This window comes from Sphingomonas sp. PR090111-T3T-6A (assembly GCF_000383095.1).
GTDB lineage: Bacteria > Pseudomonadota > Alphaproteobacteria > Sphingomonadales > Sphingomonadaceae > Solisphingomonas.
Genome location: NZ_AORL01000015.1, coordinates 139,759 through 164,907 on the forward strand (window position 1 = coordinate 139,759; position 25,149 = coordinate 164,907).

Below are 25,149 nucleotides of genomic sequence, written 5' to 3' on the forward strand. Positions count from 1 at the left end.
GGAGGCGGTTCGGCTGGACGAACCGCCCCGACCGGTGCGGACGCGCCGGCTCCGAACTCACCCGATCGTCACGCCCACCACGCGCCAACGGCCTTCCTCGCGATCGAGCGTGACGGTCTCTATGGTCTCGGCCTTGTTGGCGAAGCTCGTGCGGAATTTCACCACTTCATAGCCGTTGGGCGGGGCGGGAAGGTTCTCCTGGCTGATGAATGTGCGCGAAATCATCGCGCCGAGGGGCACGCGCACCTTTTCGCACGCCGCGGCCCAGACCTGTGCGGTGTTCTGCTTGCGGAACGCGGCACCGGTCGCCCGATAACCATCCTCCCAGCGTCCCTGGTCCCCCAGAGCCAGCCATTGGCGCGCCGCGTCCACCACCTCCGCATTCGGTTTCTCGTCGGAGGCGATCGGGGTGGGCGGCGGTGCGGAAACGACCTGAGGCAACGCGGCGAGCGCCAAGAGTCCGAGAGCGAGCGTCATGAGAAGCACTCCGATGATGATCCAGGGGTGGCGGTACGCCCGCCCCGCGCCGCCGATCGACGCCGCTCCCTGATCCACCCGAGGCCGGGGCGTGTCGTCCCCGATTTCCGCGTCCCCAAACAAATCGGGGGTCGGCGACCCCAGACTGCCACCTTCCGCTTCCAGCAAGAGGCGCGCTGCCTCGCGGCTGCTCGATACGGCCATCTTGCGCCGCGCATCGCGAAGCCGTTCGTTGATCGTGTGAACCGAGAGACCCAGGCTACGCGCGGTCGATTTTGCATCGTGGCCGCGGACGATCAGGCGAAGGGTCTGCTTCTCCTTCTCGGTCAGCGCCCAAAAGCCTTCTTTCACTGGCGTGTTCATATCTCCCAAGACCTAGGTGAGGCGCATTGTCGCAGCTACCCCGAAAAATTTGTGCCTTGGGAAAGCGGTGCGCGGCTGCTCGAAGGGCGGTTTCGGCCGCGCCGCGGCACCGGCGTTCGCCGGGGCAGGCCGTCGATGATCTGCAAGGTTACGGGCCTGCATTGCCGTTCATGGCGGCCTGGACCCGCAGGCGTGGGAACACTTCCTCGATCGGCTTCGTGTCGGGCAGCACGTACACATAGCCGCCCTTTTTCCGGAACAGCGGGCTCAGCAGGCTGCCATAGAAAACCTTGGGCACGTTGATGCAGCCGAAGGTGATGCGATTGTCGTCCGATGTCGGAGACAGCATGCGCTCGCGCCGGTGCTCCCTCGCGCCGGCGTCCTTCGGGATCGGATGGAGCGCCACCGACGTGGCATAATCCACCCAGAGAACCCGCTCCCCTCCCACCGGCATTCCGAACTTCGCGAGAAAGCGTCCCGCCGGCGTGGTCTTCTCCGCCGGACCGAGGTCCGCCAGCTTCTTGCTGCCGACGCCAGGACTGGCCTCATCGCCCACGGCGATGCCGATCAGCACCGGCACGGCATCGAGCGGCTTCCCCCCCGGATCGAACAGGAACAGGGCAGCATTCGGCTTGTCGACCACGGCCCAGGGCAGCGAATGATTGTCCTTCGACGCAGTGACCCATTCCGCCACGCGCTTTACGGCTTCCGAAGGAACGATCGCCGGCTCGACGTCGCCCTTTGCCGGCCGCGCCTTCACGGTTTGGTGCGGACGAGCGGCGCCCGCCACGGTCGGAACGATCAGCGCGAGCCCGGCCAGTGCCCGCAAGACATGGATCATCTGCTCGAAACACTCGAAAGGAATCGGCCGCCCCGTGGGGGACGGCCGACACAGGAAAAGACAGTCTGATTAATATGTGTCGCCGTGCACGATCAATGGCGCGGACGCTTGGCGCGCTTCTGCTCCTGCGCCGTCAGCCGCTGGTCGATGCCATCCACGCGGCTGTTGAGCTGATCGAGCCGCTGGCCGTTGTTCTGCGCCTGGCCGGATGCGGCCTGCGCTTCCTGCAGAGCCGATTTGGCCGTGCCGTCAGTTTCCTGCAATTTCGCTTCGAGCCTGTCGACGCGCTGGCTTACAGGAGCGATCTGCTCACGCACATAGGACTTGGTGGCGCAACCGCCGAGGCCAAGAGCGCCAGCCAAAGTCACCACGGCGAGCACGGATTTCGAGGCAAAAGCGGACATCGAGTTTCTTCCAATCGTTAACCAACTGCAACAAGCAAGCCGAGTGACGATTTTCCTACAATCCGGATTCTGTTCAGCCGTGCATCTTCTCCGTCCGACGGATTACTAGCTATGCGGCCGGCGTGATTTTCGGGCACTTCGCCGCAAGATCGGGCTTCCTCCGTTCCCTACTTCTTTGATTCTCGTGCTCGAGCAGGTGCGAACGGATCCCTCGGAATATCGCCGGGGCGGGCCTTTTTGCCGGCTGAGGCCGCCGGCTCTTCCCGCCGATTGTCGACGCAATTCCTTAGCTCGGTGACCGCGGCGTCGCCTCCATCGAGGCTCAGCCGCTCGACGGGCACATCCCCGCGCGAGATGTGAAGAGACTTGGATGCAGCGAAATAGGACGGGAATTTCGCCCCGAAGCTGGTGACGAACCCCTGTTTCCCTTCCGACGCTATGCCGACCGCAAAATGGGCGGGATAGCTGCTGTTGGAGAGGCGGAAATTCAACTTCAGCTGATCCTTGGGCTTGATCGACCAGTTGGCGTTAAGAACCGAAAGACGGTTCGTACCGTCGATATCGAGACCAAGGAGCAGCGTTGTTCCCCCGTTCCGCTCATATTCCCGGGTCAGGAAGCAGTCTTTTCCATCTTTGCTTGCCGTCACCGTCCAATCGCCGACATCGCGTGACGCATAGTCGCGAGCGGCCGCATGGCCGCCCGCCGCGAGGCTGGCGGCGCAAACCAGGGTGAGGAACATCTGTCGCGCGCCTACCCGAAGCCGGGCCCGAGCGATGGGGTCAGCGCATTCGATCGATCGTCGCGGCGTCATCATGAGCATGTCTCTCCTCGACAACCTTAGCCAGCGGCATCGTTGTTGGCCACGGTTTCAGGGTGGCCGGTTGCGGCCCGATCAGGCGGTCGAAGATGGCGACTTGAAACGTCGATTGGCTGGACCGCTGCAACCCGTATGCGGCTACGCTAGGATGGTTGAGCGCTTCAGGTTCCCGAGGTCTCATGTCCCAAGTCGACTGGCTCAGCCATCTGCTGAAAATGATCACCGTCACAGGCCAGTTGGAGGTCCGCTGCGTTTACGGCGCGCCGTGGCGCGTGGCCTGGGCACGGTCCGCGGCGCACGAGATCCCCTATCATGTCGTGCTCAAGGGCCGGGCCATTATCGAGGACCCGGAGACGAGGACGGCCAAGGAGCTGGTCGGTGGCGATATCGTGCTGTTGCCGCACGGGGCGTCGCATGTGCTGCACGATGGCAGCGGGCATAAGCCGGTGCCTACTCATGAGCGCGTGGCCTCAGCCGGATGGATGCTCAGCGAGAACGAGGCTCAGGGCGAGCATCTGGATCTGTTGTGCGGGCGTTTTTTCATCGGGCCGCCTCACGATCGGCTCATCCGCAATTACCTGCCCACCGATCTGGTGGTGCGCGCCGCGGACGGCCATGGTGGCGAGGGGGGCGGGTCCGCCTCGAACCATCTGGCCAGTCTGGTGGGCCTGATGCGCAAGGAGTCCACCAGCGACAAGCTGGGCAGCTCCGCCATCCTCGATGCGCTTTCCTCGGCGCTGTTCGCGCTGGTTTTGCGTGCGGCGAGCGAATCCGAGCAGGCGCCGGAAGGCTTGTTGGCGCTGGCCGGCCATCCGCGGCTGGCCCCGGCCATCGGCGCCATGTTCGCTGATCCGGTGAGGCCCTGGAAGCTGCCCGATCTGGCGGACTTGTGCGGCATGTCCCGGGCAACCTTCATGCGGCACTTTCAGGACAGGCTGGGGCGCTCGGCCGCCGACCTGCTGACCGATATCCGGATGAGCCTCGCGTCCAACGCGTTGAAGAAGCCGGCGATGAGCACCGAAGCCGTGGCTGAAACGGTCGGGTATCAATCCGTATCGGCCTTCCGGCGCGTGTTCACCGAACGGATGGGGATGACACCGGGGGAGTGGCGTCGAATGGCGCGAGAGGGGCAGTAGCTTCCGGCGTCACTTGCCAATTGATCCTTTCAAGCACTTATTTGAGTATATATCGTCTCGAAGTAATCATTGGTCAGGCTTAGCAAGAGCCCGTCAGCCACCTGATGGGAGACATGCCATGACCAATCCCGTGATCGAAACCATCCTGAGCCGCAGTGCCGCCAAATATTACGACCCTGCCGCCATCCTGAGCGACGACCAGATCCGCGAGCTGGTGCGGATCGGCACCAGCGCGCCGACATCCTTCCACTTGCAGAATTGGCGCTTCATCGCCGTGCGCACGCCGGAAGCCAAGGCGCGGCTGCGTCCGATCGCCTGGGATCAGCCCGCGATCACGGAAGCCGCCGTGACTTTCGTCGTCATCGGCCAACTGGCCGACTCCAGCACGATACCGCAGCGCCTCGCGCCGGTGGTGGAAGCGGGCATCATGCCGGCGCACCTGGTGCCGGAATGGGAACTCCCCGCGCGTGGCCTGTATTTCGGGCAGCCGCAGCGCCAGCGCGACGAGGCGGTGCGCTCCGCCACCTTCGGCACGGCCGCGATCATCTATGCGGCTCGCTCGCTGGGTCTGGGTTCCACGCCGATGATCGGCTTCGACGCCGAGGCGGTGCACCGCGAGTTCGGGCTGGCCGAGGACGAAGTGCCGGTCATGCTGCTGAGCGTAGGGCCCGAGCGCCCGGGGAACTGGCCGCAAAAGCCGCGCCTGCCCGTCATCGACGTGCTGCATTTCGCCTGATCTACACTGAACTCAATAGCTTACGGAGAATATCATGACGAGAACCACTGCCCTGAAGCCGGAACAGGTGCCGGCCGAATCCAAGCCGACCCTCGATGCGTTCACGAAGAACATCGGGTTCACGCCCAATATGATGGCGAGCTTCGCGCAGAGCCCGATCGCATTCAACGCATGGGCCGCCCTGCTCGGCTCCCTGAGCAAGGCCCTCGACGTGAAAACGCGCGACAGCATTGGCCTCGCCGTGTCCGAAGTGAATGGCTGTAATTACTGCCTGACGGTGCACAGCTTCACGGCCGAGCATATGGCCAAGCTGCCGGCCGACGAGATCATTCTCGCTCGCAAGGGCCATGCAACCGATCCGAAGCGGGACGCCGCCGTCCAGTTCGCGCGCAAGGTCATCGAGACCCGCGGCCAGGTCTTCGACGCCGACCTGAAAGCCGTCCGCGATGCCGGCTACACGGATGCGAACATCATGGAGATCGTCGCACTGGTGGCGATGTATTCTCTGACCAACTTCTTCAATAACGTGTTCGATCCCGAGAAGGACTTTCCCGCTGTCGCGCCGGCTGGCTCGATCTGAGTTCTGCCGGGTCGCATGGATCATCTCCGGGGGCGCTTGGAGATCCCATGTGAAGCGAGCGTAACCCGAAGCCCAGATGCGCCCAAGGTAGGTTCTTGGGATGCGTCTGGGCTTTTCATATGGGCCGGGAGGTGAGACCGGTCCCCCAATTCCAGTCAGGTTGCGATATCCTTCTGTCCTTCGCTAGGATGGCCCCTCCTGTGCAGGAGTACCGCGATGCGGATAGGTCGGCGGGGAATGATGATGGGCGCGGTGGCGTTGTGGGGCGAGGCCGGATCCGCCGCCACAACCGGATCAACCGGAACGGTTGATTGGTCGGCCCTGGGTCAGGACGTGAAGGCGCAGATGGCCTGGGCGTGGGATCAGTATAAGGCCCATGCCTGGGGCAAGGATGAACTCAAGCCGGTCAGCGGTACTTATTCCAGTTTTCCGCTCAGCAATGGCCGCCATCTTGGGCTTAGCCTCGTCGAGGCGCTCGACACGCTCTGGGTGATGGGGCTCGATAGCCGCTTCGAGGAAGGCGTCGACTGGGTGAAGGCTAACCTCGACTTCGATGTCGATGGCGATGTTTCCGTGTTCGAAACCTCGATCCGGCTCGTCGGCGGGCTGCTCTCAGCGCACCATGCTTGCGATGATCCGGGGCTGCTCGCCAAGGCCAAAGATCTTGCTGATCGCCTCCTTCCGGCCTTCCATACGCCGACGGGGATGCCCTGGGGTTTCATCAACCTGAAGACAGGCGCAGTGCGCGAGAGCACCAATAGTCCCGCCGGCATCGCCACCTATTGGCCAGAATGGGGAACGCTTAGCCGCCTTACGGGCGATGCCCGCTATGGCGAGGCTGCCCGCAAGGCAACGGTGGCGGTGTTCGAACGCCGTTCGAAGCTCGATCTCGTGGCAACAAGTATTGATGTGCTGAGCGGCGAGTGGAAATCGCGTACCGCCACGATCGACCCCTATGGCGATAGCTTCTTTGAATATCTGTGGGACGGTTGGCAACTGTTCGGTGACGCCGAGTGGAAGCGCATGTACGATATTTGTACCGCTGCGATCTTGAAGCGCCAGCGGGTGTGGAAGGCCGGCGAGCTGTGGTTCGCAGATGTCGATTTCGAGACGGGGCAGATCGTTACCACCGAGCAGAACGAACTCGCTTCCTTCTATGGCGGCTTGCTGGGGCAGGGGGGCGCCATGAGGGACGGTGCAGCCTACACCGAGAGTTGGTCGAAAGTGCAGGACCGTTACGGAGTGCTGCCCGAAGGTTATGACTATGCCTCTGCCAGGCCGACTGAGACGACCAATGCGCTGCGTCCCGAACTTGCTGATTCCGCCTTCACCCTCTGGCTCCTCGATCGGAATCCTCGCTGGCGCGAGATCGGCCGCACCCATTTTCTTAACATGAAGCGTTGGAACAAGACGATCTACGGCTATACCGACCTTGCTGACGTGACGTCCAATCCAAAACGACAGGCGGACCATTGTCCGGGCTATTGGTGGTCGGAGCAGATGAAATATTATTATCTGCTGTGGAACAAGACGATCTACGGCTATACCGACCTTGCTGACGTGACGTCCAATCCAAAACGACAGGCGGACCATTGTCCGGGCTATTGGTGGTCGGAGCAGATGAAATATTATTATCTGCTGTTCTCGGATACGCCGAGATTTGACTACAAGCGCAACTATCTCTCGACGGAAGGCAATGTGCTTCTGGGTTTCAAGCGTGGAGATTGACGCTCCCCGCCATCGACCTGCGTCTGGCATCTCCCGGAATATGGTTTAACGATAGCGAACACCGTTTTCGACGCCCAGCAAGGAGATATCCCATGCCCACCGTCGCGGACCAGATGGTCGAAACCCTCAAGTCCGCGGGTGTCCGTCGGGTCTGGGGCATCGTCGGGGATAGCCTCAACGGCTTTACCGACGCGATCCGGCGCAAGGGTGGGATCGACTGGCTGCATGTGCGTCATGAAGAGGTTGCGGCCTTCGCCGCCGCCGGTGAGGCCGCGGCAACCGGGGCATTGGCCGTGTGTGCGGGCAGTTGCGGTCCCGGGAACCTGCATCTCATCAACGGCCTGTTCGATGCGCATCGTTCGCGCGTACCCGTGGTGGCGATCGCCGCGCACATCCCTTCCGCTGAAATCGGCTCGGGTTATTTCCAGGAAACCCATCCCGAAGAACTCTTCCGCGAATGTTCGAGCTATTGCGAGCTCGTCTCCACCCCCGCTCAGATGCCTCGCGCGCTGGAGATCGCGATCCGCCGCGCGGTGGTCGAGCGTTGCGTGTCGGTGATCGTCATTCCCGGTGACGTCGCGCTCCGCGAGATTGCCGCCTTCACTCCGGCGCAATCCCTGGCATTGCTGCCGCCGCGGCCAGTGATGGTCCCGCCGGCAGACGCCATCGACAGGCTCGCGGAGATGCTCAACGCATCGAAGCGCGTGACGCTGCTATGTGGAGGCGGGGTTGCCGGCGCGCATGCCGAGGTGGTCTCGCTGGCGCGCGCGCTCAAGTCCCCGATCGTCCATGCGTTGCGCGGCAAGGAGCATATCGAGTGGGACAATCCGTTTGACGTCGGCATGACCGGCCTGATCGGATTTTCGTCTGGCTATTACGCGATGGGAGCCTGCGATGCGCTGCTGATGCTCGGCACCGATTTCCCCTATCGTCAGTTTTATCCGCAGGGCGTGCGGGTCGCGCAGATCGACATCCGGCCCGAGGCGATCGGCCGCCGCACCTCGATCGAGCAAGGGCTTATCGGGGACGTCAAGGAAACGATCGGGGCGCTGCTACCGAAGTTGAAACCGAAGGCCGACGACACCCATCTCAGCCTCTCCCTGAAGCACTATGCAGAGGCGCGCGAGGCGCTCGACAAGCTCGCGACCGGAAGAGCCGGGGGGCGGCTGCATCCTCAGCATCTGGTTCGCGTGCTGAGCGAGCAGGCGCACGAGGATGCTGCCTTCACCGCCGATGTCGGCCTGCCGACGGTCTGGAGCGCGCGCTATCTCGCAATGAACGGGAAGCGGTCGTTGACCGGCTCCTTCTGGCATGGCTCGATGGCGAACGCCATGCCGCAGGCAATGGGTATCCAGGCGGCCTGTCCCGGCCGGCAGGTCATATCGCTGTCGGGCGATGGCGGTTTCACGATGTTGATGGGCGACATGCTGTCCCTGAAGCAGCTCGACCTGCCGGTGAAGGTCGTCGTGTTCAACAACGGCGCGCTAGGCTTCATCGAACTGGAGCAGAAATCGTCGGGTTTCGTCGATTTCGGCACCGGATTCGACAATCCGAACTTCGCGCTGATGGCCGAAGCCGCTGGGATCAAGGGCATTCGTATCGAGGATCCGGCCGATCTGGAGGCGGGCATCTCTGAGGCATTGGCGCATCCGGGGCCGGTTGTGATCGATGCGGTTGTCGAACGCATGGAACTGGCGATGCCGCCCAAGGTGACCGCCGAGATGGCCAAGGGGTTCACCCTCTACATGCTGAGGGCCGTTCTCAATGGCCGTGGCGACGAAGTTGTCGAACTCGCGAAAGCGAATCTGTTGCGGTGATCGAGGAGGGGGAGTGCTGCTGCTCCCGCAAGCTGGCTGTCACCGTGACTAGGCGACGGCGGCGCGCTCTTGCTCGATAAATGGCGCGACGACGGACGTTGCCCGAGAAACGTAGAGTGCCTTTTCGCCCACCGGCGCGACGATGTGCATCGCCTCTTCAGCGTCCCGCATGGAAGCGCCGCGCGCGATCATCCATGTCGCGAGATATTGCGAGGCCAGGCATCCGCCGGCAGTCGCTACATTGCCATGCGCGATGAACGGCGCGTCGATCACGTTGACCCCGGCCTCAATCACCCAGGGTTTCGTCGTGAGATCGGTGCAGGCGGGCAGGTCGCCCACGAGGCCGAGCTTTGCGAGAAGGAGCGTGCCCGAGCATTGCGCGCCGATAAGCTGGCGTGACGGGTCCAGCACGATCCGCGACAGCAGGTCATCATCCGCGGCGATCTCACGGGTCCTGATTCCGCTGCCGATCAGCACGGCGTCGGCTTCCCCAGTAAATTCAAGGGGCTTCTGGCGCTGAACGGTCACGCCGTTCATGGACGTAACATGCTCGGTGGGGGAGGTGATATGGGCGGCCCAGCCCCGGCGCTTCATGCGGTTGAGGATGGCCGCCGCGACGAACGAGTCCAGCTCGTTGAACCCGTCGAAGGTTAGAATCGCAATTTGCACGAACGCCTCCTGGGACGACGGTTTGAACTTCCTACATGCCGCGAAACGGAGCGGAGCGCACGACTCCACGCACTTGCGAGCCGGCCGTCGCGCGGTGATCCCGCATCAGACCCCCATGACACCTTCGAGTTGGCGGACCATCTCGATCATCTTCGGACGGACGGCCTCGAGCAGGAATGTCGCGTCTGTCACTACGCTGGGAGCGCCGCAGTTGATGGCCATCGGATCGAGCCCGCCTCCCGGGCGGAATCCGATGGCGATCGAGTTCACATTCTCCTGCCAGTCTCCGAAGGACGTGCAGCAGCCCGTCGTGGCATGTTCCTCCACGGCTTTTTCCAGGCTGGCGCGCAGCTTGGGCCAGGCGAGCGGATCGCGATCGCGTAGCCGGTCGAACAGGGCGAGGCGCTCGGGTTCGGTCAGCACCGCGATATACGCGCGGCCCATCGCTGTTCGCGTCATGGAGATGCGCGTTCCGATGTCGATATTGACCATGATCGTGGATGGCCCGCGCACGCATTCCACATAGCGCATGCTGAGCGTGTCCCGAACGCCGAGACCCACCGTCGCGCCGGAGAACTCGGCCAGCTCCGACAGGCCTGGTCGTGCGATCTCCCGGACGGTCAAGCCGCCAAGCGCGGTCGAACCCAACGCGATGAGTTGTGTGCCCAGACGATACAGGCCCGTCTCCTCCACGAGGTGGAGATAACCGAGCTTGGTCAGCGTGTAGGTAAGGCGAGAAACCGTGGAGCGCGGCAGATTGCATCGCTCGGCGATCTCCTGATTGGCGAGGAAGGTTTCTCCCCGTCGGAAAGCGGAGAGCACCTCCAGCCCACGCGCCAGCGCGGTCACGAAATGCCGATCGTCCTTGGTCTCACCTTCGATCTCGGTCGGTTCGGAAAGGGGCTTGGTCATCGGGGCGGCTGGCTCGACGGTTGAGGCTGCTTGAATCAGCGGTTTTGCGCCTCTTAGCAGGCATTCGGAATGGCGTCACCCGATGTCTGCATAGCGGAACGCCTGTCTGCAAAATCGCTCATCCCATCGAATCGAAAGCGGATCGGGCCCTTGACTCCCTTTCTCCGTCACCCATGTATTGCGTAGTGCAGACATAAATTCTGCATTGCAGAACTGAGAGGTTGAGGATCATGGATCTGGTGCGTGTCGAGAACCGGGGGACGGGGTTGGCGTTGCTCACGATCGCCAATCCGCCGGTCAACGCGCTGGCGGCGCCGGTGCGGGCGGGTTTGGCGGAGGCCATCGTCGCGGTTGGCCGCGACCCCTCCGTGCGGGCGATCGTCATCGCAGCCGATGGCAAAGCCTTCGTCGCCGGCGCGGACATCGGCGAATTCGGCAAGCCCCCGGTTTCTCCCTCGTTGCCGGATCTGTTGCAGATTATCGAACAGAGCGAGAAGCCGGTCGTGGCGGCCATCCAGGGGGTGGCGTTCGGCGGCGGTTTCGAGCTGGCATTGGCCTGCCACGGGCGCATTGTCGGGCCGGACGCGCGGTTGGGTCTGCCGGAGATCAAACTGGGGCTGATCCCCGGCGCAGGTGGCACCCAACGCTTGCCGCGTCTGCTGGGCGCGGCGCCGGCGTTCGCCATGATGCTGGATGGCAAGCCCGTGAACGCGTTCAAGGCACTCGCACTGGGCCTCGTCGACCAGCTTGCCGACGGCGATCTGCTGGCGGCCGCCAACGCCTATGCGCTGGAGTTGGCCGATGCAGGCCAGTCTCCGCAGGTTCGCACCCGCGTCGGCAGGTTCACGACGGAAGATCGCGCGGATTTCGAGGCGGCGGCTGCCGAAGCGATCCGGCGCTCGCCGAAGCTCCCCAATGTCGCCGCGCTCGCCGAAGCGGTGCGCGCCGCGATGGACCTGCCTTTTGATGAGGGACTGGCGGTGGAGCGGGCGCGCTTCCTGTCGCTCGTCGACGATCCGACCTCGAAGGCATTGCGCCATGTCTTTTTCGCGGAACGGGCGGCAGGGCGCATCCCCGGCATCGGCAAGGAGGTGAAGGCCCGGCCGATCGCCCAGGCGGCCGTGATCGGTGCCGGCACGATGGGTGGCGGCATCGCCATGAGCTTCGCCGAGGCCGGGATTCCGGTGACGCTGATCGAGGTCGAGGAGGCTGCCCTCCAGACCGGGCTCGGGCGGGTCCGCGCCAATTACGAGGCGTCGTGCAAGCGCGGCTCGCTGTCGGTCGAGGATATGAAGAAGAGGCTCGGGCTGATCCGTGGCGCTGTCGGGCTTGAGGCCGCGGCGGACGCCGACGTGATCGTCGAGGCGGCGTTCGAGGAGATGGGCGTGAAGGCCGGAATCTTCGGCGCGCTCGACCGTATCGCGAAGCCCGGTGCGATCCTTGCGACTAACACTTCCTATCTGGACGTCAACGCGATCGCGGCCTGCACATCGCGTCCCGCCGACGTGGTGGGGCTCCATTTCTTCAGCCCGGCCAACATCATGCGCCTGCTGGAGGTGGTGCGCGGGGCGGAGACAGCGCCGGACGTGCTCGTCACCAGCTTCGAACTCGGTCGTAAATTGGGCAAGCTGCCGGTGATCGTGGGTGTCTGCCACGGCTTCGTCGGCAACCGCATCCTCGCCAAGCGCAGTCAGGCAGCGGAGCGGCTGCTGCTGGCGGGCGCGCTGCCGCACGAGATCGATGCGGCGGTGACCGATTTCGGCTTCCGCATGGGGCCGTTCGCGATGGCCGATCTGGCCGGTCAGGACATCGGATGGCGCGTCCGCAAGGCCACTGGTGCGCGCGCGCCGGTGTCGGACGCGCTCTGTGAGATGGGGCGCTTCGGCCAGAAGACCGGACGCGGCTTCTACCTCTATCCCGAAGGTGCGCGGAAGGGCACGCGAGACCCGGAAACGGAGGCGCTGATCGCCCGCCTTTCCGAGGAGCAGGGGATCGCGCGACGGAGCTTCACGCCGGACGAGATCATCGCGCGGCTCTTCTACCCGATGGTGAACGAGGGCGCGAAAATCCTGGAGGAAGGGATCGCTGCGCGGGCGAGCGATATCGATCTCATCTGGATCAACGGCTACAACTGGCCTGCCTTCACGGGTGGCCCGATGCACTGGGCGGACGGTATCGGTTTCGACCGGATCGTCGCCGCGCTTGACGAGATCGCGACGGAGACGGGGGAGGATTCCCTTCGCCCGACGGCGCTGCTCCGCCGGCTCGCCGAAAGTGGTGAAGTGCTGGCTAATGTGGTGGCGTTGTGATGACCGCCGTCCCCAAGCCGCTCTGGCAGCGGCATTTCCCCGATGTGGCGGATTGGGGTGCTCCGCTCGAAATCACGACCGTGCCGGAGCTTCTGGCACAGGGCGTCTCGATGGGCCGGGACAAGCCCGTGCTGGATTTCCGGGGGGCGAAGATGTCCTACGGTGAACTGGCCGACGATGTCGAACGGCTGGCGAGCGGGCTCGCGCAGGCGGGTGTGGAGCGGGGGATGCCCGTGGCGCTGCTGCTGCCCAACACGCCCTACCATCCGATTGCTTTCTTCGCGGTGACGCGGCTGGGCGCGCGGGTCGTGCATCTCAGCCCCCTCGATGCGCGACGCGAGATCGAGCATAAGCTGAAGGCATCGGGCGCGCGCTGGCTCATCACCACCAATCTGCCGGATCTTCTGCCGAAGGCGATGGGCCAGCTCGACGCCGGGCTGCTCGATCATCTGCTGGTGGGTGACGATGCGCGGTGGGGTGCGGGGCAGGTATCGCCCCTGCCTATCGGCCAATATTCGGGCACGCGCGATCTCGCGGAGCTGTTCAGCGATACCCCGCTCGCGGTTCCGATGCCGGCCGTGGAGGACATCGCCCTGCTCCAGTTCACGGGGGGCACCACCGGGGCTCCCAAGATCGCCATGCTGAGCCATGGCAACCTGACGGCATCGGTAAGCATCTACCGCCTGTGGCGGGCTTTTGGAGAGCTTCCGGTGCCGGGCGCCGAGAAGGCCGTGGCGGTCCTGCCGCTCTTCCACATCTTCGCGCTGACCACGATCCTTCTTCGGAGCCTGCGCGACGGCAATGAGCTGCTGCTGCGTCAGCGCTTCGACGTGGAGGAGCTGGTTCGCGACATTGAAGCGGGGCGGGCGACACAGATGTCCGGCGTGCCGACCATGTGGGTAGCGCTGATCAACCGGCCGGGCATCGAGCAGGTGGATTTTTCCTCCCTCAAGACCTGCGTCAGCGGAGGCGCGCCGCTTCCCCTCGAAGTGCAGGCGCGCGTGGAGGAGCTGGTCGACAACAGGCTCATCAATGGCTGGGGAATGACCGAGACGGCGCCGGCCGGCACGCGCCTGCCCAAAACGGCTGACCGGCGCGCCGGCGTGATCGGCGTTCCGCTGCCGGGCATCGACATGCGGATCGTCTCGATGGACGATCCTTCGCGCGAATTGCCGGTCGGCGAAGTGGGCGAGATCGCGATCCGTGGCCCCAACGTGTTCAAGGGCTATTTCGGTAACGAGCAGGGCACCGCGGAGGCATTCCGCGACGGCTGGTTCCTGACCGGCGACATGGGCCGGATGGACGCACAGGGCCTGTTCGCGCTCGTCGACCGGCGGAAGAACATGATCATCTCGTCGGGCTTCAACGTCTATCCGGCGGCGGTCGAGAACGCGATCTACGAACATCCGGCGGTGAAGGAGGTCATCGTCATTGGCGTGCCTGATTCCTATCGGGGCCAGTCCGCCAAGGCCTATGTCACGCTCCGCGAGGGAGCCGGGCGTTTCACGCTGGAGGAGCTTGCCGCTTTCCTGGCCGATCGGCTCGGGCGGCATGAGATCCCACGCGCGCTGGAATTCCGCGATGCGTTGCCCCGTAGTCCGGTGGGCAAGCTGCTGCCGCTCGCGCTCAAGGCCGAGGTGGAGGCGGAACTCGCCGCCGCCCAGGCCGCCGCGCCGGACACCCCTTCCAAGCATTGAAACCGAGGAAAAGGCTCATGACCGAAGCCGTCATCGTCTCCACCGCCCGCACGCCGATCGGCAAGGCGCATCGCGGTGCGTTCAACAACACCAAGGGCGCCGATCTGGCCGCCCACGCCATCCGTCATGCGCTGGCGCGAACGTCGCTCGATCCGGCCGACGTGGAGGATGTGATCCTCGGCTGCGGCTATCCGGAGGGCGCGACCGGCGGGAACGTCGCCCGCCATGCCTCGATCATCGCGGGCCTGCCCGTCAGCACCAGCGGCATGGTGGTCAGCCGCTTCTGCGCGTCGGGTCTGGAGGCGGTGGCGGCTGCCGCTCGGCGCATCGCCTTCGACGGCGTGCCCGTCGCGATCGCGGGTGGTGTCGAGTCCATCTCGCTGGTCCAGCCGGTCGATCGCGAGAAGATCCGCAACGACTGGTTGATGGCCAACAAGCCGGACATCTACGTCTCGATGCTGGAGACGGGCGACACGGTCGCCCATCGCTACGGCATCTCGCGTGAGGTGCAGGACGCCTTCTCGCTCGAGAGCCAGTTGCGTACCGCCCGCGCGCAGGCGGCCGGCATCTACGACGCCGAGATCGTGCCGATGACAGTCGAGAAGATCGTCACCGACAAGGCGACCGGCGAGACCCGCAAGGAGACGGTGACGCTCGCCAAAGACGAGGGCAATCGCCCGGACTCGACGCTCGAAGGGCTGGCCAAGCTCCAGCCGGTGCGCGGCGAGGGGCAGTTCGTGACCGCCGGCAACGCCAGCCAGTTCTCCGATGGCGCGTCGGCGACGGTGCTGATGTCGTCCGATGAGGCCGCGCGCCGGGGCATCGAGCCGCTCGCCTACTTCCGCGGCTATGCGACCGCCGGCGTCGAGCCGGACGAGATGGGCATCGGCCCCGTCCTCGCCATCCCGCGCCTGCTCGAACGCCACGGGCTCACGGTGGCCGACATCGACCTGTGGGAGCTGAACGAGGCCTTCGCCTCGCAGGCGGTCTATTGCCGCGACACGCTCGGCATCGATCCGGCGCTCCTCAACGTCAACGGCGGCGCCATCGCGATCGGCCACCCCTACGGCATGACCGGCGCCCGCCAGGTTGGTCACATCACCCTCGAAGGGCGCCGACGCGGCATCCGCTACGCCGTCGTCTCCATGTGTGTCGCGGGGGGGCTGGGGGCCGCAGGACTTATCGAAATCAATCCGGGATCGAACTGATGGACATCCGCTTTACCCCCGAGGAAACGGCCTTCCGCGAGGAAGTCCGGCACTTCTTCCGCACCGAAATCCCTGCCGAGATTCGCGAGAAGGTTTCCTCCGGCAAGAAATTGTCGCGCGAGGATCATGTTACCTCCCAGCGCATCCTGAACGACAAGGGCTGGGCCGTTCCGCACTGGCCGGTCGAATATGGCGGGCAGTCGTGGACCGCGGTGCAGCGCTACATCTTCATGGAGGAGCTGATGCAGGCGGCGGTGCCCATGCCGCTCCAGTTCAACTGTTTCATGGTCGGCCCGGTGATCGCGACCTTTGGCAGCGAAGCGCAGAAAGCCCGCTTCCTCCCGCGCATCCGCAGTCTGGAGGACTGGTGGTGCCAGGGCTTCTCGGAGCCGGGCGCGGGCTCTGATCTCGCCTCGCTCAAGACGCGCGCGGTGCGTGACGGCGACCATTATGTCGTCGACGGCCAGAAGACGTGGACGACCCTCGGCCAGTATGCCGACTGGATATTCTGTCTCGTGCGCACCGATCCGGAGGCGAAGAAGCAGAAGGGCATCTCCTTCCTGCTCATCGACATGAAGACGCCGGGCATCACGGTGCGCCCGATCATCACCATCGACGGCCGCCACGAGGTCAACGAGGTGTTCTTCGACAGCGTCCGCGTGCCGGTGGAAAATCTGGTCGGCGAGGAGAACAAGGGCTGGGACTATGCCAAGTTCCTGCTCGCCAACGAACGGGCCGGCATCGCCCGCGTCGGCATGTCGAAGGAGCGCATCGCCCGCATCAAGCGGCTCGCCAAGGCGACGCCGGCGGGTGAGGGGACGATGTGGGACGATCTCGATTTCCGTCACCGTGTCGCCGCGGTGGAGATCGAGCTGAAAGCGCTGGAGATCACGCAGATGCGCGTCGTCGCGGCGCAGGCGACGCTCGATCCCACCAAGCCCGATCCGATGTCCTCCATCCTCAAGATCAAGGGATCGGAGCTTCAGCAGGCGACCACCGAGCTGCTGCTCGAACTCGCCGGCCCCAATGCCATGCCCGCCCGCGCGGATGGTCGCATCCATAACGATATGGAGGCGCTGACCGCCTGGGCCGACACCGCCGCGCCGACCTATTTCAACTACCGCAAGGTATCGATCTACGGCGGCTCCAACGAAATTCAGCACAATGTGATCGCCAAGGCGATCCTCGGCCTTTGAGGATCTGACATCATGGACTTTGATCTTTCCGACGAGCAGATGCTCCTGAAGGAGACCGCCGAGCGCTGGGCGAGTGATCGCTATGGTTCGCTGGAGCAGCTCATCGTTGCCCGCAAGGCGCCCGGCGGGTTTCCGGAGCGCGGTTGGGCCGAACTGGCTGAGCTGGGCCTCCTTGGTCTACCCTTCGCCGAGAGCGATGGCGGCTTTGGCGGTGGCCCTGTCGAGATGCAGGTCGTGATGGAGGCGCTGGGACGGTCGATGGCGCCGGAACCCTATTTCGCCAACATCGTGCTGGGCGGCACCGCGCTGCGGCTGGCCGGCGACGATGCGCAACGCGCGGCAATCCTTCCCGGCCTGATCGTCGGATCGGCGCGCCTCGCCTTCGCCCATGGCGAAGTACAGGCCCGCTACGACCTGAACGACGTGGCTACCACGGCGGAAGCTGTCGACGGTGGCTTCCGGCTCAACGGGAGCAAGGCCATGGTGCTCAACGCCGATGTCGCGACGATGCTTGTGGTGAGCGCACGCACGGCGGGTAAGCGTCGCGACGAGAAGGGGATCAGCCTGTTCCTCGTGCCCTCCAGCGCTGCCGGCGTCGCGATCGAGCCTTATGCCACACAGGATGAAGGGCGCGCTGCCGATATCGTGCTGACAGACGTCTTCGTGCCTCAGGATGCGATGCTCGGCCGGGACGGGGAGGCTCTGCCGATCATCCAGCGAGTGGCGGATGGCGCCGTTGCCGCGCTCGCGGCCGAGGCTGTCGGCCTTATGGAAACGCTCCACGCGCTGACGGTGGAATATCTCAAGGCCCGTCAGCAGTTCGGTGTGTCGATCGGCTCGTTTCAGACGCTCCAGCACAAGGCGGTCGACATGCTCGTCGCGGTCGAGCAGGCACGGTCCATGGCGCTCTATGCGGCGATGATGGTCGATGCCGAGGACGCGGAAGAGCGCAGCGCCGCACTGTCGGCGGTGAAGGTCCAGATCAACCGCTCGGCCCGTCTCGTCGGCCAGACGGCGGTGCAGCTCCACGGGGGCATCGGCATGACCATGGAATATATCGGCGCGCATCATTTCCGGCGTCTGGCCATGATCGAGCTGATGTTCGGCGACACGGCGTTCCACCAGCGGCGTATCGTCCGGGCCGGAGGCCTGCTCACGGAAAGATGAGCGCGGGCGCCGTGCCAGGCAATGTTCATGCGGGGCGGCCTCCATCGACGAAGCCGCCTCGCGTGCCCGTGAGCCGCCTTTCGTTCATGTTGATCGCGCAAGCCGTTTGCGGAGCGGACAGGTGGCCGCGCTTGGCGGTCACCTAGAGCAGGTCATTGCGCAGTTCCCGCACGCCTCGACCGAGGCGCTGTCGTAACAGAGTGCGCAATGTGGCGCCGTCGACGTAGCCGACCTCCGCGGCGATCGCGTCCAGCCCCAGGCCGCTGCCCTGAATGAGCGATCGCGCCCGCTCAACCCGAAGGTCCTGGAAATAGGCGAGCGGCGACTTGCCGAGTACCGCGTGGCAGCGACGCTGAAGCGAACGCGGGCTCGTCGCAAGCTCGCTCGCCACCGTCTGGAGGGAGAAGCCCTCATGCAGATGCCGGCGTGCCCAGAGTTCGAAGCGCTGGATCAGCGGGTCAGCCTTCGCGAGCTGGTTGGGGATAATATAGGGCGCCTGCGACGAGCGGAGGTCGGCAAGGAGAAAACGGGAGACCAGGCTCGCGAGTTCGGGGCTCGCCTGGCGGACCAGCCATAGCGCGAGATCGACATGCCCCATCGCCGAGCCGGCAGTGATGCCCACGTCTGTCGGGACGAGCATGCGCGTCTCGTCGAGGAGCACATCCGGATAACGCTCCCGGAACAGCGGGGCGAGCGACCAGGTGCTGGTCGCCTCGCGCCCCTTCAGGACGCCGGCCTCAGCCAGAAGAAAGGTGCCGATGCACGCCGCGGCGATCCGGGTCCCGCCGGCGCTCCATGCGGCGAGCTGCGCGATCACCTCACGGACGTCCGCTCGCGAGAGGGCCGCGATCAGCGTCTCCGGCGTCGTCGCTTTAAGCGCCGGCACGATAACCCAGTCGGGCTTCGGATCGACGGTGACGGGCTGGACCGGGATCGTCAGGCCGAGACCGGATCGCACCTTCCTGCGGACCCCCACGGTCGTCACGTCGAAGCGCGTCGCGCCGCCCATGGCCCCGGCGGATACCGAGTTGGCCGTGGAGAAAACATCGAGGGTCGCGGTGAGCCCCGTGTCGAACAGACCTTCCAAAGCGACGACGAGAATCCGCATGGCGTAAATGGCCCTAAACTTGTCACTTGCGACGATAGCGGATGACGAGTGCGATGACTAGGTCTCGGCTCGCCGGGCATCCCGCCCGCGCTTCGAGGAGATCAGTCATGAAGGTTCTGGCTATTGGTTCGATCGTGAAACCGGTGTCGGACGAAGAGCGCGAGCGCATCCTGCCGCGTGAGGTGCCGCACACGCTGCAACTCTATCTCGACGGTGTGATCGAGCAGTTCTGGTTCCGGCAGGATCGACCGGGGCCCGTCTTCCTCATGGAGGTGGAATCGGTCGAGGCGGCGAAGGCTGTTATCGATGCGATGCCCATCATGATCGAGGGCGTCGCTGAATATGAGTTCGTGCCGGTGGGGCCGCTTGCGCCGCTGGGCCGGCTGATCGCGGGGAAGTGAAAGGTCGGCCCGGCCCTTCGTTCGGGGCCGGGCCCGCACCAAAACCGGCCATCCGTTCGTCCCCGACAGATTTGGTCTTTTGGCCAAAGATTGCGTTCGAACGGAAAGCGCCGGCCTCAATGGGCCGGCGCTCTTTCCAATATGAAAACCGGATCGATCAATCTGTCATCTCCTCGATCGTGCCGACCCGGTCGGGATAGAAAGCGAGATGGTCCTTGATCCCGGCGACCGCGTCATAGGGCGCCTCGTAGGTCCAGATCGCGTTCACGGAGCGTTCGCCGCCGGCCGGGATGCTGAAGTAGGAGGCATCGCCCTTATAGGGGCAATAGGTGGCGTGATCCGTCCGCTCCAGCGCGGTCATGTCGACATCCTTGCGGGGGATATACTGGACGGCGGGATAATGCGCCTCCCGCAAGGTGAGGGCGTCGGTGGTGTCGGCGATCGTCTTGCCGCCGAGCGTGACGACGACACGGTGGGGATTGCGCTCGATCGTGATCGGGTGATCGGGCCCCGGGATCTTGATGATCTTGTCGGACATGGAATGTCTCCTCAACGGGCTTGGGAAGATAGAGAATAGTTGCTCAGAGCTTCGAGCCGCCATCCACGCGCAGCGTGTCGCCGCTCACCCAGCGTGCTGCGTCGGAGGCGAGGAAAGCGATCGCGCCGGCGATGTCCTCCGGCTGGGCGACGCGCTTCAGCGCCTGCATGCCGAGCGTGAAGTCGCGGCCCTCGTCGGTCTTGGCGAAACTCGACATCTCGGTCGCGACCACGCCGGGCGCCACGGCGTTGACGCGGATGCCCTGAGGCCCGAGCACCGCGGCAAAATGCTTCACCATCGTGTCGATCGCGCCCTTGGTTGCCGCATAGGCCGAGAGCGTGCCCACCGCCGCGTGCGCCGCCAGCGACGAGGTGAAGATCACGCTCGATCCATCGCGCAGGATCGGCAGCAGTTGCTGGACCAGGAAATAGGGCGCGCGGACGTTGACCGCGAACAGCGCGTCGAAATCCTCGATCGTTGTCTCCTCGATGGTCGCGGCCTTGGCGATGCCGGCGTTGGCGACGAGGATGTCGAGCCGGTCACCGGCGACGGCGCGGACCTTGCGGGCGAGTTCGGCGGGGCCGTCCGGCGTGGCGAGGTCGGCGCCGATGGCCTGGGCCTTGCCGCCGGCGGCGCGGATCTGCTCGACGACTTCGCCGGCCTCCGTCGCGCTCCGGCCATAATGGACGAGGATGTGCGCGCCAGCTTCGGCGAGCGCGAGAGCGGCGGCGCGGCCGATGCCGCGCGAGCCGCCGGTGACGAGGGCGATCTTGCCATTGCAGGTGGTCATGGGATGTCTCCTGAAGAGAATGAGGGGAGGGGGATCAGGCCGCCACCGCGGCGGCCTGATCGAAGAAGGGATAGTCGGTGTAGCCAAGCTCCGTGCCGCCCCAGAAATGCTCGCGCAGATAGGGGTTGAGCGGGACATCGTGCTGGAGGCGGAACGGCAGGTCCGGGTTGGAGGCGAAGAAGCGGCCGAAGGCCACAACGTCCGCCACGCCTGATTCCACGATCGCCTGGGCGCCCTCTCGGTCGAAGCCGCCGGCCGCGATGATCGGGCCGGAGAAATGTGGCCGCAGATAGGCCGCCGCCACCGCGCCATGCCCCTCATGCAGGGTGGAGTCGCCCTTGATGCGCGGCTCGATCACATGGAGGTAGGCGAGGCCGTACTGGTCGAGGAACTTCGCCACATAGGAGAAGGTCGCCTCCGGATCGCTGTCCGAAATGCCGCCCCACTCGCCCGAGGGCGAGATGCGCACGCCCACCCGGTCGGCGCCCCACACCGAGATCAGCGCCTCCACCGCCTCCTTCAGGAAACGGACGCGGTTCTCGATCGGACCGCCATAGGCGTCGGTGCGATGGTTGGTGCCGTCCTGGATGAACTGGTCGACCAGATAGCCGTTGGCGCCGTGCAGCTCTACACCGTCGAAGCCGGCATCCCTGGCGCGCCGGGCGGCGACGCGGAACTCTTCGATGATGCCGGGGATCTCCTCGATATCCAGCGCGCGGTGCGGCGAGGCCGGCACGAACCCGTCCTTGGTGACCGCGACGCCCTCGAAGGGCACCACCGAGGGGGCGATCGGATCGACGCCGCCGGTCATCTCGACATGGCTCTGCCGGCCGCCGTGGATGAGCTGCATGAAGGCGACGCCACCCTTGGCATGGATCGCATCGGCGACGGCCTTCCAGCCTTCCATCTGGCCGTCATGGTAGAAGCTGGCCGCGCCCAGATAGGAGCGCGCGGTGACCGAGATGCTGACGCCTTCGATGATCTCCAGCCCGCCCTGCGAGGCGCGCTGGCCGTAGAAGTCGGCCATCATCGGGCTGGGGATGTCACCCGGCTGGATGGTGCGCAGCCGGGTCATCGGGGCGAGCGCAACGCGGTGCGACAGGGTGTAGCGGCCGAGCTTGGCGGGGGTGTAGAGCTTGGCAGACATGGCTTGGTCTTTCTCGTGAGGGCGCAGGCCGCCGTTCCTCCCGGCAGGGCCGGGCGGTGGCGCGCGTCGTGCTGGGGAGGGGCTCAGGCGCCGAGGAACATCGTCGCGTGGGCTACGAAGGTTTCCGGATACTGGTAGAACGAGCCGTGGTTGGCGTCCGGGTAGAGGATGAGCTGCGCATCCGGCAGCGTCTGCTGGAGCACATAGGAGTGCTGGGTCGGGATGATGACGTCGTTGCTGCCCTGCACGACCAGCACCGGCTGACGGATGGTCTTCAGGTAATCCAGCACGCCTTCGCTCGGCGCGATGTACTTGCCGATCGCCTCGCGCTGGGCGTTGACGGTCTGCTCGCTGACCTCGGGATCGCGATCCTGGCGGCGCAACTTGCGCTCGAGGAAGGCAAGGCCGGCGGCCTGGCTCGCCGCGGACGGCGTGAAGTGGACCGAGAGCCACAGATGCTCCGGCGGATCATAGCTGCCGGAGAAGATCTCGGCCGAGCGGCTGGCCGACATGTCGGCGCCGCGGGTGCCGGTGCCGACGAGGATCAGCTTGCGCACCAATTCCGGCGCCTGAAGCGTGATCTCCTGCGCGACGAAGCCGCCGATCGAGAAGCCGAGCACATCCACTTTGTCGAGCCCGAGGGCGCGGATGAAGGCGATGGCGTTGGCGCCCATCTCCTGGAAGCTGCCGGGCGTCTCGCCGGACGAGCTGGCGACGCCGGCGTTGTTGAACAGGATCACCTCGCGGTCGCGGGCGAGGCCGTCCGTCACGGCCGGGTCCCAATAGTCCATCGTGCCGGTGAAGTGCTGGTTGAACACCAGCGGCACGCCACCCGCCTTGCCGAAGCGGCGATAGGCGAAACGGATGCCCCTGGCCTCCACATATTGGGTCGGGACGGTGTCATGCGTGTGGGTCATGGTCTGTCTCCTGAACGTGCGGCCAGACAGGGGCGATCCCGGAAACCCGGTGCGGGCTCCATGCCTGGAAGAACTGAACACGATCTCGATGGACCGCTATCTAGGTCGCCGTTGCGGTAAGGAAAAAGACTTGTATGGTCGCCAGCCATACCTGAAAGGCATGGATCAAGTGGAACTCCGCCATCTTCGCTATTTCGTCGCCGTTGCCGAGGAAGGCAGCGTGACGGTCGCTGCCGAAAAGCGCCTCCACACGGCGCAGCCCTCGCTCAGCCGGCAGCTACGCGATCTGGAGCAGGAGGTCGGCGCGCAGCTCTTCCTCCGGGGTGCGCGGGGGATCGAGTTGACGCCGGCCGGCCGCGCTTTCCTCGATCATGCGCGGTTGGCGCTGGGTCAAGCGGCGGAGGCGGTGCAGGCCGCCCGCCGCGCGGCGCGGCCAGCCAAGGCGATCTTCTCGGTGGGCTTCCTCACGGGGCAGGAGGTGGACTGGCTGCCGCATGTGACGCGGATTCTGCGGGACGAGTTGCCGTCCATCGAGTTCAAGGTGACGAGCCTCTATTCGCCGGACCTTGGCGACGCGCTCCAGAGCGGCGAGATCGACCTCGGCTTCCTGCGGATCGAGCCGCGGCCGGATGTCACGTATCGGATCATTGCGAAGGAGCCGCTGGTCGCCATCCTGTCCAGCGACCATCGGCTCGCCGCGCAGGCGGAGATCGATCCGCAGGATCTGACGGACGAGATCTTCGTCGGCTTTTCCGACGTCCCGCATGTGTTGCGCGGTGTCGTCGACGATTACCTGGAACGGAGCGGCGTCCATCTCACGCCCAGCCACCGCATCGACAATTTCGCGATGGGCATCTCTCTCGTCGCTTCGACGCGGGGGATCGCGCTGCTGCCTGCCTATGTGGAGCCGTTGCTGCCCTGGTCGGTGGTCAGCCGGCCGCTCAAGGGCGAGCCGCCGACAATCGATCTGGCGGTCGGCTACAGGAAGGACAATCCGTCGCCTGTGTTGCAGACGTTCCTGTCGAGTATCGATGAACTGGCTGCAGCAGGGCCGGCGGGTCAGCGGGTAAAGCTGGCCTAGCGCAAGATGCAGCCACTTCAGGGTGTGTCAAAATGCCAGATGCGGGCTTCTGCTCCCGCCCGGTTTCGGATTCAACCGGCAGAAGCTGCGCCATCACCGATCATTCCGATGGTCTTCATCCAGCGCAGGGCAAGGCGTGGCCAATCTGTAATGGCCTTGTCCGTGTGGCGCAGGCCGAATGCATGACCGCCGACCGGATAGAGATGCATTTCAGCGGAGACGCCCGCCTTCTGGAGCGCAATATAGTAGACGAGCGAGTTCTTCACGTCGTCGACCGGGTCGGAGCCGCTTTGCACGATAAGCTGAGGCGGAGTGCGCCGATCGACGGGCACATTGGCGTCCAGCTTGAACTTGTCCTCATCGACCCAGAGGTGGCCGGGATAGAGGGCAATGCCGAAATCCGGGCGCACGCTTGTCCGGTCGATCGCATCCGTGGGCCTGTAGATTCTGTCGTGGGTGCTGGTCGCGGCGACGAGATGGCCGCCGGCCGAAAAACCGAGGACGCCGATCTTATGCGGATCGATGCCCCATTCCTTCGCATGGAAGCGCGTGAGGGCGATGGCCCGCTGGGCGTCCTCCAGCGCGACGGGGCTACGCGGATAAGGCCCGGTGCGTGACGCCTCCTTCTTGTCATAGCCGGGAACGCGGTATTTCACGAGGATGCAGGTCACGCCATTGGCCGTCAGCCAATCGCAGACTTCCGTCCCCTCCAGATCGATCGCCAGCAGCCAATATCCACCTCCCGGATAGACCAGAACGGCGGCGCCGGTGTTTGCCCCTTTCGGCCTGTAGACGGTGAGGGTCGGCTTCGACACGTCGTTGACCGAGATCAGCGGCCGGCCCGCGATCAGCTCCTTGGGGTCGCTCGTCATATTTTCGGGGGCCGCGGCGGTGAACGGGTCCGGCGCCGGCCCGCTCCAGAGCGGAATCTGGGGATGGCCCGGCGAGGGCGGCCAGGGAGCGCCCTGTGCGGCAAAACCGACATTCGACAGGGAAAGCGCGAGCATGCAGGCCGCAATTTTACGCATGACTATCACCCTCTTGCATCACCAGCACGAGAATGGGGCGAGTAGAGTGCCTCGATCAAAGCATCTTATCTCGACAGAGGC

At 64.9% G+C, this 25,149-nt stretch carries 24 protein-coding genes; 12 read left to right on the forward strand and 12 right to left on the reverse strand.

What is annotated here, in order from left to right; genetic code table 11:
- Positions 1–57 precede the first annotated feature (57 nt).
- The 4 genes from ST3T6A_RS0107835 to ST3T6A_RS0107850 form a co-directional block, all read right to left on the reverse strand.
- Positions 58–840 carry a helix-turn-helix domain-containing protein gene (locus ST3T6A_RS0107835; protein WP_019832361.1) on the reverse strand — a complete coding sequence of 261 codons (783 nt, stop codon included), beginning with the start codon at positions 838–840 and terminating at the stop codon, positions 58–60.
- Positions 841–988: 148 nt separating this feature from the next.
- Positions 989–1,681 carry a hypothetical protein gene (locus ST3T6A_RS0107840; RefSeq protein ID WP_019832362.1) on the reverse strand — a complete coding sequence of 231 codons (693 nt, stop codon included), beginning with the start codon at positions 1,679–1,681 and terminating at the stop codon, positions 989–991.
- 92 nt (positions 1,682–1,773) lie between these two features.
- Positions 1,774–2,085: a hypothetical protein gene (locus tag ST3T6A_RS0107845; RefSeq protein WP_019832363.1), complete on the reverse strand. Its 312-nt coding sequence runs from the start codon at positions 2,083–2,085 to the stop codon at positions 1,774–1,776.
- A 167-nt stretch (positions 2,086–2,252) separates the two neighbouring features.
- Entirely contained in the window at positions 2,253–2,825 is a 573-nt protein-coding gene (locus ST3T6A_RS0107850; RefSeq protein ID WP_157602581.1) for a hypothetical protein, read from the reverse strand.
- A gap of 257 nt (positions 2,826–3,082) precedes the next feature.
- On the opposite strand from ST3T6A_RS0107850, the gene ST3T6A_RS0107855 reads away from it, so the two are divergent.
- From ST3T6A_RS0107855 to poxB, 5 genes are all read left to right on the forward strand, one after another.
- Positions 3,083–4,039, forward strand: coding sequence for an AraC family transcriptional regulator (locus ST3T6A_RS0107855; RefSeq protein WP_019832365.1), 957 nt, complete (start codon positions 3,083–3,085; stop codon positions 4,037–4,039).
- Between the two features lie 118 nt (positions 4,040–4,157).
- On the forward strand, positions 4,158–4,775 hold the full coding sequence (locus ST3T6A_RS0107860) for a nitroreductase family protein (RefSeq protein ID WP_019832366.1): 618 nt from the start codon (positions 4,158–4,160) through the stop codon (positions 4,773–4,775).
- Positions 4,776–4,809: 34 nt separating this feature from the next.
- Complete coding sequence (locus ST3T6A_RS0107865; protein ID WP_019832367.1) at positions 4,810–5,355, forward strand: carboxymuconolactone decarboxylase family protein; 546 nt, start codon at positions 4,810–4,812, stop codon at positions 5,353–5,355.
- Positions 5,356–5,571: 216 nt separating this feature from the next.
- Positions 5,572–7,083 (forward strand): glycoside hydrolase family 47 protein, encoded by a 1,512-nt coding sequence (locus ST3T6A_RS0107870; protein WP_157602584.1) that lies wholly within the window; start codon positions 5,572–5,574, stop codon positions 7,081–7,083.
- Positions 7,084–7,175: 92 nt separating this feature from the next.
- Complete coding sequence (gene poxB / locus ST3T6A_RS0107875) at positions 7,176–8,900, forward strand: ubiquinone-dependent pyruvate dehydrogenase (RefSeq protein WP_019832369.1); 1,725 nt, start codon at positions 7,176–7,178, stop codon at positions 8,898–8,900.
- Positions 8,901–8,948: 48 nt separating this feature from the next.
- Here poxB and ST3T6A_RS0107880 read toward each other — a convergent pair whose 3' ends face one another.
- Both ST3T6A_RS0107880 and ST3T6A_RS0107885 read right to left on the reverse strand, forming a co-directional pair.
- A complete protein-coding gene (locus ST3T6A_RS0107880; RefSeq protein ID WP_019832370.1) occupies positions 8,949–9,569 on the reverse strand; it encodes a DJ-1/PfpI family protein in 621 nt (206 codons plus the stop codon).
- A gap of 105 nt (positions 9,570–9,674) precedes the next feature.
- The gene (locus tag ST3T6A_RS0107885) at positions 9,675–10,418 is read right to left on the reverse strand and encodes an IclR family transcriptional regulator (RefSeq protein ID WP_202804578.1); all 744 of its coding nucleotides are present in this window, start codon (positions 10,416–10,418) and stop codon (positions 9,675–9,677) included.
- Positions 10,419–10,711: 293 nt separating this feature from the next.
- Between ST3T6A_RS0107885 and ST3T6A_RS0107890 the strand changes: the two genes are divergently transcribed.
- The 5 genes from ST3T6A_RS0107890 to ST3T6A_RS0107910 are packed head-to-tail and all read left to right on the forward strand — an operon-like array spanning position 10,712 to position 18,058.
- Positions 10,712–12,790: a 3-hydroxyacyl-CoA dehydrogenase NAD-binding domain-containing protein gene (locus ST3T6A_RS0107890; protein WP_019832372.1), complete on the forward strand. Its 2,079-nt coding sequence runs from the start codon at positions 10,712–10,714 to the stop codon at positions 12,788–12,790.
- The gene (locus ST3T6A_RS0107895) at positions 12,790–14,487 is read left to right on the forward strand and encodes an AMP-binding protein (protein ID WP_019832373.1); all 1,698 of its coding nucleotides are present in this window, start codon (positions 12,790–12,792) and stop codon (positions 14,485–14,487) included. The genes ST3T6A_RS0107890 and ST3T6A_RS0107895 overlap by 1 nt, the downstream gene beginning before the upstream one ends.
- 17 nt (positions 14,488–14,504) lie before the next feature.
- Positions 14,505–15,695 (forward strand): acetyl-CoA C-acyltransferase, encoded by a 1,191-nt coding sequence (locus ST3T6A_RS0107900; protein WP_019832374.1) that lies wholly within the window; start codon positions 14,505–14,507, stop codon positions 15,693–15,695.
- Entirely contained in the window at positions 15,695–16,891 is a 1,197-nt protein-coding gene (locus ST3T6A_RS0107905) for an acyl-CoA dehydrogenase family protein (protein ID WP_019832375.1), read from the forward strand. The genes ST3T6A_RS0107900 and ST3T6A_RS0107905 overlap by 1 nt, the downstream gene beginning before the upstream one ends.
- Positions 16,892–16,903: 12 nt before the next feature.
- The gene (locus ST3T6A_RS0107910; protein ID WP_019832376.1) at positions 16,904–18,058 is read left to right on the forward strand and encodes an acyl-CoA dehydrogenase family protein; all 1,155 of its coding nucleotides are present in this window, start codon (positions 16,904–16,906) and stop codon (positions 18,056–18,058) included.
- A 142-nt stretch (positions 18,059–18,200) separates the two neighbouring features.
- On the opposite strand, the gene ST3T6A_RS0107915 is transcribed toward ST3T6A_RS0107910, so the two are convergent.
- Positions 18,201–19,166, reverse strand: coding sequence for a GlxA family transcriptional regulator (locus ST3T6A_RS0107915; protein WP_019832377.1), 966 nt, complete (start codon positions 19,164–19,166; stop codon positions 18,201–18,203).
- Between the two features lie 107 nt (positions 19,167–19,273).
- On the opposite strand from ST3T6A_RS0107915, the gene ST3T6A_RS0107920 reads away from it, so the two are divergent.
- Positions 19,274–19,567: a hypothetical protein gene (locus tag ST3T6A_RS0107920; RefSeq protein WP_019832378.1), complete on the forward strand. Its 294-nt coding sequence runs from the start codon at positions 19,274–19,276 to the stop codon at positions 19,565–19,567.
- A gap of 157 nt (positions 19,568–19,724) precedes the next feature.
- Here ST3T6A_RS0107920 and ST3T6A_RS0107925 read toward each other — a convergent pair whose 3' ends face one another.
- The 4 genes from ST3T6A_RS0107925 to ST3T6A_RS0107940 all read right to left on the reverse strand — a co-directional run bounded on the left by ST3T6A_RS0107925 (position 19,725) and on the right by ST3T6A_RS0107940 (position 22,959).
- Positions 19,725–20,105 carry a DUF427 domain-containing protein gene (locus ST3T6A_RS0107925; RefSeq protein ID WP_019832379.1) on the reverse strand — a complete coding sequence of 127 codons (381 nt, stop codon included), beginning with the start codon at positions 20,103–20,105 and terminating at the stop codon, positions 19,725–19,727.
- 43 nt (positions 20,106–20,148) lie between these two features.
- Complete coding sequence (locus ST3T6A_RS0107930) at positions 20,149–20,895, reverse strand: SDR family NAD(P)-dependent oxidoreductase (protein WP_019832380.1); 747 nt, start codon at positions 20,893–20,895, stop codon at positions 20,149–20,151.
- Positions 20,896–20,929: 34 nt separating this feature from the next.
- Complete coding sequence (locus ST3T6A_RS0107935) at positions 20,930–22,042, reverse strand: alkene reductase (RefSeq protein ID WP_019832381.1); 1,113 nt, start codon at positions 22,040–22,042, stop codon at positions 20,930–20,932.
- A gap of 83 nt (positions 22,043–22,125) precedes the next feature.
- The gene (locus ST3T6A_RS0107940) at positions 22,126–22,959 is read right to left on the reverse strand and encodes an alpha/beta fold hydrolase (RefSeq protein ID WP_019832382.1); all 834 of its coding nucleotides are present in this window, start codon (positions 22,957–22,959) and stop codon (positions 22,126–22,128) included.
- Here ST3T6A_RS0107940 and ST3T6A_RS0107945 point away from each other — a divergent pair.
- Positions 22,958–24,040 carry a LysR family transcriptional regulator gene (locus ST3T6A_RS0107945; protein WP_202804579.1) on the forward strand — a complete coding sequence of 361 codons (1,083 nt, stop codon included), beginning with the start codon at positions 22,958–22,960 and terminating at the stop codon, positions 24,038–24,040. The two genes, ST3T6A_RS0107940 and ST3T6A_RS0107945, sit on opposite strands and share 2 nt — an antisense overlap.
- A gap of 71 nt (positions 24,041–24,111) precedes the next feature.
- Here the strand turns inward: ST3T6A_RS0107945 and ST3T6A_RS0107950 are convergent, their stop codons facing one another.
- The gene (locus ST3T6A_RS0107950; RefSeq protein WP_037538034.1) at positions 24,112–25,068 is read right to left on the reverse strand and encodes an alpha/beta hydrolase; all 957 of its coding nucleotides are present in this window, start codon (positions 25,066–25,068) and stop codon (positions 24,112–24,114) included.
- Positions 25,069–25,149 lie beyond the last annotated feature (81 nt).

Excerpts from the sequence above, each read along its gene's own strand:
- ST3T6A_RS0107920 (WP_019832378.1), top strand. The coding sequence starts at position 19,274 with ATGAAGGTTCTGGCTATTGGTTCGATCGTGAAACCGGTGTCGGACGAA.
- ST3T6A_RS0107940 (WP_019832382.1), bottom strand. The coding sequence starts at position 22,959 with ATGACCCACACGCATGACACCGTCCCGACCCAATATGTGGAGGCCAGG.
- ST3T6A_RS0107865 (WP_019832367.1), top strand. The coding sequence starts at position 4,810 with ATGACGAGAACCACTGCCCTGAAGCCGGAACAGGTGCCGGCCGAATCC.
- poxB (WP_019832369.1), top strand. The coding sequence starts at position 7,176 with ATGCCCACCGTCGCGGACCAGATGGTCGAAACCCTCAAGTCCGCGGGT.
- ST3T6A_RS0107845 (WP_019832363.1), bottom strand. The coding sequence starts at position 2,085 with ATGTCCGCTTTTGCCTCGAAATCCGTGCTCGCCGTGGTGACTTTGGCT.
- ST3T6A_RS0107930 (WP_019832380.1), bottom strand. The coding sequence starts at position 20,895 with ATGACCACCTGCAATGGCAAGATCGCCCTCGTCACCGGCGGCTCGCGC.
- ST3T6A_RS0107910 (WP_019832376.1), top strand. The coding sequence starts at position 16,904 with ATGGACTTTGATCTTTCCGACGAGCAGATGCTCCTGAAGGAGACCGCC.
- ST3T6A_RS0107840 (WP_019832362.1), bottom strand. The coding sequence starts at position 1,681 with ATGATCCATGTCTTGCGGGCACTGGCCGGGCTCGCGCTGATCGTTCCG.
- ST3T6A_RS0107850 (WP_157602581.1), bottom strand. The coding sequence starts at position 2,825 with ATGTTCCTCACCCTGGTTTGCGCCGCCAGCCTCGCGGCGGGCGGCCAT.
- ST3T6A_RS0107950 (WP_037538034.1), bottom strand. The coding sequence starts at position 25,068 with ATGCGTAAAATTGCGGCCTGCATGCTCGCGCTTTCCCTGTCGAATGTC.
- ST3T6A_RS0107835 (WP_019832361.1), bottom strand. The coding sequence starts at position 840 with ATGAACACGCCAGTGAAAGAAGGCTTTTGGGCGCTGACCGAGAAGGAG.
- ST3T6A_RS0107905 (WP_019832375.1), top strand. The coding sequence starts at position 15,695 with ATGGACATCCGCTTTACCCCCGAGGAAACGGCCTTCCGCGAGGAAGTC.
- ST3T6A_RS0107855 (WP_019832365.1), top strand. The coding sequence starts at position 3,083 with ATGTCCCAAGTCGACTGGCTCAGCCATCTGCTGAAAATGATCACCGTC.
- ST3T6A_RS0107860 (WP_019832366.1), top strand. The coding sequence starts at position 4,158 with ATGACCAATCCCGTGATCGAAACCATCCTGAGCCGCAGTGCCGCCAAA.
- ST3T6A_RS0107890 (WP_019832372.1), top strand. The coding sequence starts at position 10,712 with ATGGATCTGGTGCGTGTCGAGAACCGGGGGACGGGGTTGGCGTTGCTC.
- ST3T6A_RS0107945 (WP_202804579.1), top strand. The coding sequence starts at position 22,958 with ATGGTCTGTCTCCTGAACGTGCGGCCAGACAGGGGCGATCCCGGAAAC.
- ST3T6A_RS0107900 (WP_019832374.1), top strand. The coding sequence starts at position 14,505 with ATGACCGAAGCCGTCATCGTCTCCACCGCCCGCACGCCGATCGGCAAG.
- ST3T6A_RS0107895 (WP_019832373.1), top strand. The coding sequence starts at position 12,790 with ATGACCGCCGTCCCCAAGCCGCTCTGGCAGCGGCATTTCCCCGATGTG.
- ST3T6A_RS0107870 (WP_157602584.1), top strand. The coding sequence starts at position 5,572 with ATGCGGATAGGTCGGCGGGGAATGATGATGGGCGCGGTGGCGTTGTGG.
- ST3T6A_RS0107935 (WP_019832381.1), bottom strand. The coding sequence starts at position 22,042 with ATGTCTGCCAAGCTCTACACCCCCGCCAAGCTCGGCCGCTACACCCTG.
- ST3T6A_RS0107915 (WP_019832377.1), bottom strand. The coding sequence starts at position 19,166 with ATGCGGATTCTCGTCGTCGCTTTGGAAGGTCTGTTCGACACGGGGCTC.
- ST3T6A_RS0107925 (WP_019832379.1), bottom strand. The coding sequence starts at position 20,105 with ATGTCCGACAAGATCATCAAGATCCCGGGGCCCGATCACCCGATCACG.